This is a genomic window from Bradyrhizobium sp. P5_C11_2, from assembly GCF_054049755.1.
Map to the genome: position 1 here is coordinate 1 of NZ_JBFULT010000197.1, position 12,155 is coordinate 12,155.

A 12,155-nucleotide genomic window follows, 5' to 3' on the forward strand; every position below is an offset into this window, starting at 1 on the left:
TGTCGAGGGCGTGGAGGCCGACGTCTCGCCGGCGCTGCACCCGCAGCCCGCCGGCGCCGCGACCAAAGCCGCGGCGCGAAAAGTCTCGCCGCTCGGCGTGATCCTGATCCTGGCGCCGATTCTGATTTTCGCCATGTGCTTCGCCGAGAAGGCCGGCGTGCTGGAGCTGCCGCATTGGATGCGTGCCGCCACGGTGTTCGCGCTCCTGATCGCGCTGATGCTGACGGGCATCCCGGTCTCGATCGCGCTCGGTCTCACCGTGATGACCTTCCTGTTCACGCTGACCACGGTGCCGATCGAGGCCGTCTCGATGAAGCTCTTCACGGGCATCGAGGGTTTCGAGATCATGGCGATCCCGTTCTTCATCCTCGCCGGCAACTTCCTGACCCATGGCGGCGTCGCGCGCCGCATGATCAACTTCGCGACCTCGCTGATCGGCCACTGGCATGGTGGTCTCGGCCTCGCCGGCATCGTCGCCTGCGCGATGTTCGCGCTGGTGTGCGGCTCGAGCGTCGCCACTGTCGCGGCGATCGGCGCCATCGTGCTGCCCGAGATGGTCCGCCACGGCTATCCCATGCACTTCGGCGCCGGCATCATCACGGTTGCGGGCTCGCTCGGCATCCTGATGCTGCCGTCGATCCCGAAGATCGTCTACGCGGTGGCGACCAACACCTCGATCGGCGCGCTGTTCGTCGCGGGCCTGCTGCCGGGCACGATGCTGACCGTCATGCTCTGCATCGTCACCTGGTGGCTTGCGCGCAAGCGCGACTATCCGCGGTTGCCGAAGGCGAGTTGGGGCGAGACCGTGCGGACGTTCCGCGAGAGCATCTGGGGATTGATGCTGGTCGTCATCATCATCGGCGGCATCTACAGCGGCCTGTTCACCGCCACCGAGGCGGCCGCGATGGCCGCGGTCTACTCTTTCATCATCGCGGTGTTCGTGTACAAGGCGATCGGGTTGAAGGACGTGCCGCGCGTGCTGCTCCGCGCCGCCAACACTAGCGCGATGCTGCTCTACATCGTCACAAATGCGGTGCTGTTCTCCTTCGTGCTGTCCAACGAGAACCTGCCGTCGACGCTCGCGGACTGGATCGCGGCGCAGAACCTCGGCTGGGTCGGCTTCCTGCTGGTCGTCAACATCCTGCTGCTGCTCGCCGGCAACTTCATGGAGCCGAACTCGATCATCCTGATCATGGCGCCGATCCTGGCGCCGGCGGCGAAGAAGCTCGGCATCGACCTCGTCCATTTCGGCATCGTGATGGACGTCAACATGGAGGTCGGCCTCTGCCATCCGCCTGTCGGCTTGAACCTCTATGTCGCGTCCATGATCGCGCGAATGCGAATAACCGAGCTCGCGGTCGCGGTGCTGCCATGGCTGATCACCATGCTCGGCTTCCTCGTCATCGTGACCTACTGGCCCGATTTGACGCTGTGGCTGCCGCGGGTGCTGGGGATGCACTGAGTGCCGCATAGACGGTGCACCCTCTCCCGCAAGGGGAGAAGGGAAGGGCGCCTGTGCTGCTCGGCTAGCGATGGCAATCGACCGCGAGATGCGGTTAGATGATCGCAACAGGCCGGGAGGATATAGAGATGACCGAGATCTCCAACAGCGAGCCGAAGGACGCAACGCCGTCCGTCATCGCGCAACAAACGGCGATGCTGAATGCGCTGCCGTTTTCCGACACGCGGGATTTCGACGATGCCGCGCGCGGCTTTCTCGGCACGCTCGAGAACGCCAAGGTATCGAACCCGCAAGGACGGACGGTCTGGAGCCTCGAGCCCTACGGCTTTCTCTCCACTGACGAGGCACCGCCGACGGTCAATCCGAGCCTGTGGCGCCAGTCGCGCCTCAACATGCATCACGGCCTGTTCGAGGTCGTGCCCGGCGTCTACCAGGTGCGCGGGCTCGACATCGCCAACATGACGTTGATCGAGGGCGACAGCGGCGTCATCGTCGTCGACACCCTGACCTCGATCGAAGGCGCCCGCGCCGCGCTCGAACTCTATTACAAGCACCGCGGCACGCGGCCGGTTGCGGCTGTCATCTTCACCCACACCCATACCGATCACTGGGGCGGTGCGCGCGGCGTGCTGGAGGCGGATGCGCTCGCCACAGATCGCGTGCCGCTCATCGCGCCGAACCTGTTCATGGAGCACGCCGTCTCCGAGAACATCATCGCGGGACCGTCGATGCTGCGCCGGGCGCAGTACCAGTTCGGCCCGTTCCTCGCCAAGGGGGCGCGAGGGCAGGTCGATTGCGGCCTCGGCAAGTCGATGGCGGCGGGATCGGTCGCGCTGCTGCGTCCCACCGATCTGATCATGGCGACCGGCGACAAGCGGATCATCGACGGCGTCGAGTTCGAATTCCAGATGGCGCCGAACAGCGAAGCGCCGGCGGAGATGCATTTCTTCATTCCGCGCTACAAGCTGCTGAACCTCGCCGAGAACTGCACCCACAATTTCCACAACCTGCTGCCGTTCCGCGGCGCCGACGTGCGCGACGCGCTGGCCTGGTCAAAATACCTCAATGAGGCCTTGCAGCTCTGGGACGGCAAGGCGGAGGCGATGTGCGGCCAGCATCACTGGCCGGTGTGGGGGCGCGAGCGCATCGGCACCATGATCCGGCAGCAGCGCGATCTCTACAAGTTCGCGCACGACCAGACCATCCGCCTGATGAACCACGGCCTCACCGCCGCCGAGATCGCCGAGACCATTCAATTGCCGAAGAGCCTCGAAGGCGCCTGGCACGGCCGCGGCTATTACGGCCATATCCGGCACAATGTGAAGGCGATCTACCAAAAGTATCTCGGCTGGTACGACGCCAATCCGGTCAATCTCGATCCGCTGCCGCCGGTGGCCTCGGGCAAGAAGTATGTCGAGTACATGGGTGGAGCGGATGCCATCCTCGCGCGGGCGCGGGTCGATTTCGACAAGGGGGAATTCCGCTTCGTCGCGCAGGCGCTCGGCCATCTCGTCTTCGCCGAGCCCGACAATGCGGCGGCGCGTCACCTGCTTGCCGACACGCTCGAGCAGCTCGGTTACGCCGCCGAGAGCGCGACCTGGCGCAACGCCTATCTGTTCGGCGCCCAGGAGTTGCGCCAGGGCATGCCGAAGGCGCCGCCGCGCCCGCCGATGCCGCGCGAGACGCTGGCGGCGCTGCGCACCGGGCAGCTCTGGGACGTGCTCGGCATCCGCCTCAACGGCCCCAAGGCCGAGGGCAACCACATCGTGTTGAACTGGCGCTTTTCCGACACCGGCGAGACCTTCGTGCTCAACCTCGAGAACTGCGCGCTCACCTACACCGAGGGCGTGCAGGCGGACGGCGCGGATGCCAGTTTTACGCTTGCGCGGTCGACGCTCGACGAGGTGATCGCGAAGCTGACAAGCTTCCCGGAAGCCGTCGCGGCCGGCAAGGTCAAGCTCGCCGGCAACCCGATGCGGCTCGCCGAGCTGATGGGCCTGATGGACGAGTTTCCGCGCATGTTCGAGATCGTGGAGCCGAAGCGGGCGCTGGTGGGGTAGGGCGCTGTCGCAAGATATTCAGTGTCGTCCCGGCGGAGGCCGGGACCCATAGCCCCAGGGAGAAGTTTTTGGGCGAGACTGGTCATCACGAGTCTTCGCAAAACTCTTGCTGCGGCGTATGGGTCCCGGATCGGCGCGCGCTTCGGGCGCGCTGGTCCGGGACGACAGCGGAGGTTTGGCGCAACTACTCCGCGCTGCTGACGAGCTTGATCCGCGGCGCCTGGGCCTCGGTCAGGCTGCGATAGGACGCGAGATAGTCCAGGGCCATCCGCCGCGCCGTGAAGCGCGTTTCGAACTGCTTGCGGATCGCGGCACGGTTCAATTGCGGAAGGCGCTTGACGACGCCGGCTGCGCTGATGACGTCCTCGACCACGAAGCCGGTCAGGCCCTCGTCGATGATCTCCGGCACCGAGCCGCGGTTGAAGGCGACGACCGGCGTTCCGCAGGCCATGGCCTCGATCATCACGAGGCCGAACGGTTCCGGCCAGTCGATCGGCAGCAACAGCCCGAGCGCACCGCTCAGGAAGTCCGATTTCTCGTGATCGCTGATCTCGCCGATGAACTCCACCAGCGGATTGTTCTCGATCATGGGCCGGATCAACTCGTCATAATAATCCTGGTCGGCGCGATCGACCTTGGCCGCGATCTTCAGCGGGATGCCGCAATGGGTCGCGATCCTGATGGCGCGATCGACGCCCTTTTCCGGCGCGATACGGCCGAGCACGGCGAGATATTCCTGCTTCGCCGGGGTCGGCGTCAGCAGGTTCTCCGGAAGCCCGTGATGAATCGTCTTCACCCAGTTCGCCTGCGGCACCGGCCGCCGCTGCGCGTTCGAAATCGAGATCACCGGAACCTTGGAGAAGGTATTGAACACCGGCTGGTGCTCGGGGAGATCGAGCCGGCCATGCAGCGTGGTCACGAACGGCGTCGGCTGGCGGTAGAACAGTGACCATGGGTAATAATCGAGATGGAAGTGGAGGAAGTCGAACTCCTCGTCGTCACATTTTTGCCGCACGCGCTCCAGCATCACCATGTGCAAGGCGTTGGGGTCTCGCACGGAACCGTCGAGCCGGAGCGCCCTCGGCCATAGCGCATCCAGCTTCGCCGAGGTCTGCGAGTCGCCGCTGGCGAACAGCGTGACGTCGTGTCCCAGGGCCACCAGCTCCTCCGTCAACCAATGCACCACCCGCTCGGTGCCGCCGTATAACTTGGGTGGAACAGCCTCCGTCAACGGAGCTACCTGCGCGATGCGCATCTCACCATCTCCTCTGTACGATCATGGACGTTGAAAAGCCCCCGCCTGTGTTCGGCACCGGCATGCCAGCCAAGGGAACGTTCCCGCAGTTGCGAAGTTCCTCTCAACGAACGTTACTTATGCGACACATCTGGCATGCGTCTCGATGCTGCCATCACCTCTTCTCAGATCGTCCGCATCCGCATGTCGTGATCGCCCGGCCCGGGAACCGAGGCGGAGTGGTCGATGTTCAATCGGCAACTAACAAAATTCGAAATCTTAACGGGGTCTCAGCCTTATGGATCATCTTTCTGGATACGCGCGCAGGCCATTTGCCTTTGTCTTGCGCTATCTCCGGCGTCGTTTGGCTGCGCATCTGGTGATCCTGGCCGCCGTCGTGGCGGCGGTTGCCTGCTCCGTGGGCACGCAGTATGGCGTCAAGTCCCTGGTCGACAGTCTGTCGGGCGGCCCCTCGCACGGCGGCAGCGTATGGCTGGCAGTCATTTTCCTCATGTCGCTGATCACCGCCGACAATTTCCTGTGGCGGATCGCGAGCTGGACCGCGAGCTTCACCTTCGTCCGCGTCACCGGCGATCTGCGCCGTGACATTTTTCGCCATCTCACCGGCCACGCGCCGAGCTATTTCTCGGACCGCATGCCGGGCATGCTGACCAGCCGCATTACCGCCACATCGAACGCGGTGTTCACGGTCGAGAACATGTTCGTCTGGAATGTGTTGCCGCCCTGCATCGCCACAGTTGCGGCCATCGCGCTGATTGGAACCGTCAGTCCCTATATGGCGCTCGGCTTGATCGTGATCGCCGGCGGCATGGTGATCGCCATGTTCCGTCTCGCCGCCGCCGGCAAGCCGTTGCATGACGATTTTGCCGACAAGGCGGCCGTGGTCGACGGCGAGATGATCGACGTCATCAGCAACATGCCGCTGGTCCGCGCCTTCTGCGGCATCAGCCACGAGCACGAACGGTTCGATGCCACCGTCAATCGGGAACTCACCGCCCGCGGCCGCAGCCTGCGCTATCTGGAGAAGCTGCGGCTCACCCATGCCGGCGTGACCGTTGTCCTGACCGTCGCGCTGATGGCCTGGGCGATCACGCTCTGGCAGCAGGGCGAGGCGACCACCGGCGACGTCGTGCTGGTCTGCACGCTCGGCCTGTCCATCCTCAACGCCACGCGCGATCTCGCCGTGGCGCTGGTCGACGTCACCCAGCACGTCGCGCGGCTCACGGAGGCGATCGCAACATTGCTGGTGCCGCATGAACTGCGCGATCACCCCGAGGCGGAGCCGTTGGTCAAGAGCGGCGCCGCGATCGCGTTCAACAACGTCACCTTCGGCTATCCCGGCAACGAAAAAATCTTCGAGCGGTTCAGCCTGCGGCTGCAACCCGGCCAGCGCGTCGGTCTCGTCGGCCAATCCGGCGGCGGCAAATCGACGCTGTTCACCCTGATGCAACGCTTCTACGACGTCGACGATGGCAGTGTGACCATCGACGGCCAGGATATCTCAATGGTGACCCAGCTCAGCCTGCGCGAAGCGATATCGGTCGTGCCGCAGGACATCTCCCTGTTCCATCGCTCCATCCGCGAGAACATCCGCTACGGCCGACCCAATGCGACCGATGACGAGGTGCTGCGGGCGGCGATTGCGGCGCGGTGTGATTTCGTCGAGAGCCTGCCGGAAGGCCTCGACACGATGGTCGGCGACCGCGGCGTGAAGATGTCCGGCGGCCAGCGCCAGCGCATCGCGATTGCGCGCGCCTTCCTTAAGGACGCGCCGATCCTGCTGCTGGACGAGGCGACCGCTRCTCTCGACAGCGAATCGGAGGAGGCGATCCGCGAGGCGCTGTCGCGCCTGATGCGCGGCCGCACCGTGATCGCGATCGCACACCGGCTCGCGACGCTGCGCAATTTCGACCGCGTGGTCGTCCTGAAGGGTGGTAAGATCATCGAGGACGGCTCGCCAGAGCGTCTGATGCAGGGCCACGGGCCCTACCGTGAACTGGTCACGCAGGAAATGAGCCGGCTCGCGCAAGCCGCCGCGTAAATCAACGGTCACGTTCGCGTCGGTTGCGTTCCGAAACAGGATGCAGGGGAGCAGCTCATGGCAGCCGAAGCCATAACCCAGATCATCTCCGTGTCGCAGACGGTGGAGGCCGTCGCGGAACAGGCGTTCTATATTCCGATGACGGGCCCCGCCGCGCGCCCGCGGCGTTCGCTCAAGCACGACGACACCTTCATCGTGCTCGACAGTCACGGCGACATCGGCGCGTCGGCCGGCGGGCCGGACGGGCTGTTTCACCACGACACGCGCTATCTCGCCCGGCTCGAGCTCGTGCTCGACGATCTCCAGCCGCTGCTGCTCGGCTCGAACCTGCGCGACGACAATTCGGCGTTGACCGTCGATCTCACCAACCCCGACATCTATCGCCAGGGCCGCATCGTTCTTCAGAAGGATCTGCTGCACATCGTGCGCACGATCTTCCTGTGGCGCGGCACGGCCTATCAGCGCATCGGGGTGCAGAACCACGGCGACCGGCCGGCCGGCTTCGCGTTGACGCTGCTGTTCGACAACGACTTCGCCGATTTGTTCGAGGTCCGCGGCGAGCGTCGCCCGCGCCGTGGCATCGGAACGAGCCGGCTGCTGGGGCCGACCGACGTCCTGTTCGACTATCGCGGTCTTGACGATGCCGAGCGCAGCACCGGCCTGCATTTCGACCCGCGTCCGACGCGGCTGTCGGTCAATGCCGCGACCTGGGAGCTCGATTTGGAGCCACACCAGGCGAAATCGCTGTTCGTGGCCGTGTCCTGCAACCCGCCGCCGGCGCAGAAGCCCGCGCGATTCTTCCAGAGCTTGCTTGCGCATCGGCGCGAGATGCGCCAGTCGACCATGGGCGCCGCCAGCATCGAAACCTCCAACAACATCTTCAACGAGGTCCTGTGCCAGGCCATGGCCGACCTGAACATGTTGATGACGGAGACGCCGCAGGGACGCTATCCCTATGCCGGCATACCCTGGTACTCGACGACGTTCGGCCGCGACGGACTGATCACTGCGCTCCAGATGCTGTGGGTCGATCCGCGGGTCGCCAAGGGCGTGCTGCGGCGGCTCGCCCATTTCCAGGCCAAGGCGGTCGATCCGCTCGCGGACGCCGCGCCCGGCAAGATCCTGCACGAGATGCGGGGCGGCGAAATGGCGGCGCTTCGGGAGGTGCCGTTCGCGCAATATTACGGCAGCGTGGATTCCACCGCATTGTTCGTGCTGCTCGCCGGGCGCTATTTCGAGCGCACCGGCGACGAGAAGACGCTGATCGAGCTGTGGCCTGCAATCGAGGCAGGCCTCGCCTGGATCGACGGACCCGGCGATCCCGATCAGGACGGCTTTGTCGAATATCAGCGGGCGACCGAGAAGGGGCTCGCCAACCAGGGCTGGAAGGATTCCTACGACGCGATCTTCCATGCCGACGGCCAGCTGGCCGAAGGCAATATCGCGCTGGCCGAAGTCCAGGGCTACGTCTACGCGGCCAAGCAGCTCGCCGCCCGTTGCGCGCTGCGGCTCGGCAAGCCGGACCGTGTGCGGCAGCTCGAGGCGGAAGCCAGGGCACTGGCCGAGCGCTTCGAGAAGGCGTTCTGGTGCGAGGAGCTCCGCACCTACGCCCTCGCGCTCGACGGCAACAAGCGGCCTTGCAAGGTGCGCACGTCGAACGCCGGACAGGTCCTGTTCAGCGGCATGATCCGGGAGGACCGCGCCCGATTGGTTGCCGCCGACCTGATGGGATCGCATTTCTTCTCGGGTTGGGGCATCCGCACGGTCGCGCAGGGCGAGGTGCGCTACAATCCGATGTCGTATCATGACGGATCGATCTGGCCGCACGACAACGCGCTGATCGCGCTCGGGCTCGCCCGTTACGGGCTCAAGCATTCGGTGGCGCATGTCTTCAAGGGCCTGTTCGACGCCGCGACCTATATGGATCTGCGGCGGCTACCCGAACTGTTCTGCGGCTTCCGGCGCGAAAAGCGGCGCGGTCCGACGCTCTATCCGGTCGCTTGCGCGCCGCAAGCCTGGGCCAGCGCGACGCCGTTCACGCTGCTGGAGGCGGCGCTGGGCATCGAGTTCGACGTAGCGCGCGGCGAGATCCGGCTGCGCAATCCGCATCTGCCGGCGTTCTTGAACGAGGTGATCCTGCACGACCTGCGGCTGGGCGAGTCCAGCGTCGATCTGCGCGTCAGTCGCCACGGCGACGACGTGGCGCTGGAGGTACTGCGCACGCGCGGCCAGATCCAGGTGTCGATCGTGCTGGCGCGCTAGCGGGGTGAACCGCGAGGAGGGTATATGCGTGCCGTTGGCTGGTTGATCCTGAGCGTTGCCATCGTCGCGGGCTTGACCGTCGCGGTGTCGCGCGCCGCGGAGGAGCAGCCCGCGCCCCCAAGTGAAGTGAATGCGCCGCCGCCGGTGGCGCCGCCGGCCCCAAGCGTGCCCGTCACGCCGAAGGATGCCGCGCCGCCGCCCTCGGTGACGATCATCGGCGCAAGCGACGCGCATGGTGTGCTCGGCCGTGACGTGCTCAGCGCGGCGAACGAGGACATGGGCCGCATCGTCGACATCATCGTCGATCGCACCGGCCATGTGCGCGCCGCCGTGATCGATTTCGGCGGCTTCCTCGGCGTCGGCAGCCGCAGGATCGTGGTGGACTGGAACGCGATGCGGTTCGGCAAGATCGCCAACAAGAAGGACAGTATCACGCTGGAGCTGACCAAGGCGCAGGTCGCGGCCGCGCCGGAATACAAGGAAGACACGCCGATCGTCGTGCTCGGCGCGTCGGGTAGCCTGCAACCGCTGCAAGCGATTCAGTGAGGCGCGGGGAGGGATGGCCGCCTGTGCTGTTGTCGAGCAAGCAGAACCATGCCACCGAGGATCGCGGCCGCCACGTTGAACAGGACAACGTCGCCGCGCCGCCGCCGGGCGGCCTTCCGGCGCCGTCGCGCCAGAGTCTGCGCGGCCTCGACTGGTTCATCTTCTTCCTTGCCGACGTGCAGACGGGATTCGGTCCCTTCATCGCGGTCTATCTGACGACGCAAAAATGGACCCAGGTCGAGATCGGCCTGGTGCTCTCGATCGGCGGCATCGTCGCCCTGGTCGGGCAGATGCCGGGCGGGGCGATCATCGATGCCGCGAAATCCGAGCGGCTGGTCGCCGGGCTGGCGATTGTGACCATCGGCTTCTGCGCGCTCGCCTATGCGGCCATGCCGATCTTCCCCGTGGTGGTGGCCGCGGCCACGCTGCACGCGGCGGCAAGCTGCGTGCTCGGGCCTGCGATCGCGGCGATCAGCCTGGGCCTGGTCGGGCCGCTGGCCATCGGCGAACGGCTCGGCCGCAATGCGCGTTTCGCGTCGCTTGGCAACGGCGTGGCTGCGGCGGTGATGGGCACGGCCGGCTACCTGCTGTCGAGCCGCTCGGTGTTCCTGGTCACCTTCCTGCTCGCGATCCCGACCCTGATCGCGCTGTCGCGCATTCGTGAGGAGGAAGTCGACATCGCGCGCTGTCACGGCGAGATGCCGCGTGAGGCGAAGGATCGCGGCGACACCAATATCTGGCACCTGATCCGGCAGCGGCCGCTCATCGTGTTCGCGCTCAGCGTGCTGCTGTTGCAGCTCGCGAACGCTGCCATGATGCCGCTGATGGCGAGCGCGGTGACGGCGCGGTCGAGCCAGTGGGCGACGGTGCTCGTCGCCTTCTGCATCGTGGTGCCGCAGGCGATCGTGGCGCTGCTGTCGCCCTCGGTCGGGCGCAAGGCGCAGCTCTGGGGCCGCCGGCCGTTGCTCTTGATCGGGTTCGGCGCGCTGGCGATTCGCGGCCTGCTGTTCGCAACCGTGCGCGATCCCTATCTGCTGGTGCTGGTGCAGGTGTTCGACGGCTTCACCGCGGCGGTGTTCGCGGTGATGATCCCGCTGATCGTCGCCGACGTCGCCTTCGGCAGCGGCCATTTCAATCTCGCGCAGGGCATCGTCGGCACCGCGACCGGCATCGGCGCAGCGCTGAGCACCGTGCTCGGCGGCTATGTCAGCGACAAGTTCGGCAATGCCACCGCTTTCATCGGCCTCGCCAGCATTGCCGCGACCGGTTTTCTGCTGATCCTCCTGGTGATGCCGGAAACCCGGCGCCACACCCTGTGATCGCGGCAAAAAGAAACGGCCGGCTGAAACGGGTCCAGCCGGCCAAGTGGTGGGAGGAAGATCAAGCGTCGAGACTGTGCAGGCGCTGGCGGTTGCGCAGCACGATCTGGCGGGCGCCCGAGAAGCCGAGAATGCCCTGGGTGTGAAGCTGCGACAGCGCGCGCGACACGGTCTCGAGCGTCAGGCCGAGATAGTCGCCGATGTCGCGCCGGCACATCGGCAGCGCCATCATGCCGGCGACGGCGAGGCGGCGGTCCATTTCGAGCAGGAAGGTCGCAACCCGCTCCATCGCGGTCTTGCGTCCGAGCAGCAGCATGTGGTCCTCGGCGTGGCGGAGCTCGCCGGCGGTCATGGCCCACAGCTTGCGGGCGACCTGCACATCGGTGCCGGCGGCCTTCTCGAGGCTGGCGCGCTTCACCAGGCGTACCGTGGTGTCGATGATGGCTTCGGCGGCAAGACGATGGGTGGCGCCGGATTCGAGGCCGAACACGTCGCCCGGAAGGTGGAAGGAGCCGATCTGGCGGCGGCCGTCGGAGAGCAGCTTGTAGCTGCGCACCGCGCCGGAGACGACCTGATAGACATATTCCGCCGGCTCGTCCTCGCCGTAGATCTCCTCGTCCTTGCGGTAGGCGAATTCGGTGGCGACGAGGCCGACATGGCCGGCGATTGCGCCGAACTGGTCGGAGACGGGATGAGACGGTGCAATYCTGCTGCCGTTGATCTGGGTCTTGATCGCCTGGGTGTTGAAGGTCTGGGTCAGCATCTGCGCCATCTCCGTTGTGATGGAGCCTTGCTACGCGAGATCGTGCAATCCGGAAATTTCGAGCGATATCTTAAGGGAGATTACCTACGTAAAATCCCTTAGGTCAGAGCATGATCCGGAAAAGTGTGTATCGATTTTCCGAAAGATCATGCTCAAACGACAAACGAGGCGCGATTCATCGCGCTCTAGTCGCCGGGCCTGTGCTGGATGGCGTGGCGGATGCGCTTGACCAGGTTTTCGTCGAGCAGCGGCTTCAAAATGACGTCCTTGATGCCCGCTGCCGTGGCCCGGGCCGAAATGTTTCCGTCGGGATAGCCGGTGATCAGGATCACGGGCGTATCGGCGCCGGATTGGCGCAGGCGGCCCACCAGCTCGATGCCGTTGATGTCGGGCATCTTGTAGTCGATCACGTAGCAGTCGGCGCCGGGCGCGCTRCTCGCATTGAGC

9 protein-coding genes are annotated in these 12,155 nt (G+C 65.5%); 6 read left to right on the forward strand and 3 right to left on the reverse strand.

The window, feature by feature from the left end; genetic code table 11:
• The first annotated feature begins 178 nt into the window (after positions 1-178).
• Both ACXJL8_RS19375 and ACXJL8_RS19380 read left to right on the forward strand, forming a co-directional pair.
• On the forward strand, positions 179-1,462 hold the full coding sequence (locus tag ACXJL8_RS19375; RefSeq protein WP_456621440.1) for a TRAP transporter large permease: 1,284 nt from the start codon (positions 179-181) through the stop codon (positions 1,460-1,462).
• Between the two features lie 128 nt (positions 1,463-1,590).
• Positions 1,591-3,522, forward strand: a complete 1,932-nt coding sequence (locus tag ACXJL8_RS19380; protein WP_456621373.1) for an alkyl/aryl-sulfatase — start codon at positions 1,591-1,593, stop codon at positions 3,520-3,522.
• A 184-nt stretch (positions 3,523-3,706) separates the two neighbouring features.
• Here the strand turns inward: ACXJL8_RS19380 and ACXJL8_RS19385 are convergent, their stop codons facing one another.
• On the reverse strand, positions 3,707-4,777 hold the full coding sequence (locus tag ACXJL8_RS19385; RefSeq protein ID WP_456621374.1) for a glycosyltransferase family 4 protein: 1,071 nt from the start codon (positions 4,775-4,777) through the stop codon (positions 3,707-3,709).
• 277 nt (positions 4,778-5,054) lie between these two features.
• On the opposite strand from ACXJL8_RS19385, the gene ACXJL8_RS19390 reads away from it, so the two are divergent.
• From ACXJL8_RS19390 to ACXJL8_RS19405, 4 genes are read left to right on the forward strand one after another with little or no spacing between them, the layout of a single operon-like run.
• Entirely contained in the window at positions 5,055-6,818 is a 1,764-nt protein-coding gene (locus ACXJL8_RS19390; protein WP_456685420.1) for an ABC transporter ATP-binding protein, read from the forward strand.
• A gap of 57 nt (positions 6,819-6,875) precedes the next feature.
• Positions 6,876-9,080: an amylo-alpha-1,6-glucosidase gene (locus tag ACXJL8_RS19395; RefSeq protein ID WP_456621376.1), complete on the forward strand. Its 2,205-nt coding sequence runs from the start codon at positions 6,876-6,878 to the stop codon at positions 9,078-9,080.
• Positions 9,081-9,104: 24 nt separating this feature from the next.
• The gene (locus ACXJL8_RS19400) at positions 9,105-9,626 is read left to right on the forward strand and encodes a PRC-barrel domain-containing protein (RefSeq protein WP_456621377.1); all 522 of its coding nucleotides are present in this window, start codon (positions 9,105-9,107) and stop codon (positions 9,624-9,626) included.
• A gap of 23 nt (positions 9,627-9,649) precedes the next feature.
• Positions 9,650-10,945: an MFS transporter gene (locus ACXJL8_RS19405; protein ID WP_456621378.1), complete on the forward strand. Its 1,296-nt coding sequence runs from the start codon at positions 9,650-9,652 to the stop codon at positions 10,943-10,945.
• Positions 10,946-11,006: 61 nt separating this feature from the next.
• On the opposite strand, the gene ACXJL8_RS19410 is transcribed toward ACXJL8_RS19405, so the two are convergent.
• Entirely contained in the window at positions 11,007-11,708 is a 702-nt protein-coding gene (locus tag ACXJL8_RS19410) for a helix-turn-helix domain-containing protein (protein WP_456621379.1), read from the reverse strand.
• A gap of 185 nt (positions 11,709-11,893) precedes the next feature.
• The coding region (locus ACXJL8_RS19415) for a response regulator (protein WP_456685421.1) at positions 11,894-12,155 on the reverse strand (262 nt) is incomplete at its 5' end.

Bases quoted from the DNA above. Each gene is read 5' to 3' on its own strand.
- ACXJL8_RS19380 (WP_456621373.1), top strand. From the start codon at position 1,591: ATGACCGAGATCTCCAACAGCGAGCCGAAGGACGCAACGCCGTCCGTC.
- ACXJL8_RS19395 (WP_456621376.1), top strand. From the start codon at position 6,876: ATGGCAGCCGAAGCCATAACCCAGATCATCTCCGTGTCGCAGACGGTG.
- ACXJL8_RS19385 (WP_456621374.1), bottom strand. From the start codon at position 4,777: ATGCGCATCGCGCAGGTAGCTCCGTTGACGGAGGCTGTTCCACCCAAG.
- ACXJL8_RS19375 (WP_456621440.1), top strand. From the start codon at position 179: ATGCGTGCCGCCACGGTGTTCGCGCTCCTGATCGCGCTGATGCTGACG.
- ACXJL8_RS19400 (WP_456621377.1), top strand. From the start codon at position 9,105: ATGCGTGCCGTTGGCTGGTTGATCCTGAGCGTTGCCATCGTCGCGGGC.